Source organism: Planktothrix serta PCC 8927, from assembly GCF_900010725.2.
Lineage (GTDB): Bacteria > Cyanobacteriota > Cyanobacteriia > Cyanobacteriales > Microcoleaceae > Planktothrix > Planktothrix serta.
In genome coordinates this window covers 1-336 of record NZ_LR734861.1, presented here as the reverse complement: position 1 = coordinate 336, position 336 = coordinate 1, and the positions used below count along the sequence as shown (strand labels likewise).

At 38.7% G+C, this 336-nt stretch carries 1 pseudogene; it reads right to left on the bottom strand.

The features are described 5' to 3' along the window. Window positions 1-16 precede the first annotated feature (16 nt). Window positions 17-336: pseudogene (locus PL8927_RS08250) on the bottom strand (RNA-guided endonuclease IscB); the annotation flags it as partial.

Below are 336 nucleotides of genomic sequence, written 5' to 3'. Positions count from 1 at the left end.
AACCGCCTGAGTTCTTTTAGAATCCGTAAGAATAACCATCCTTTTTATGAATTGATTGACAATATTTATGACTAATTCCTGTTACTCTTCCGTTTTGTGTGGCTAGATCGAAACTGCCAGATGCACGACAAAGAACTCGACCTAAATAAAATCCTATTTTCTTACCTGCGGTAACAACAGCTTTAACAATATCGCCTGTCTGAAAGCCTTTGTGAATCTGTATTCGTGAGCGATGTCGTGTTGGAAATCCGTATTTGTCTGTACCACACATTTGACGAGTACCACGTCCTGTTGCCTGAATCAATAAGGGTTTATTGGTTAACACCTTTAAAGTTT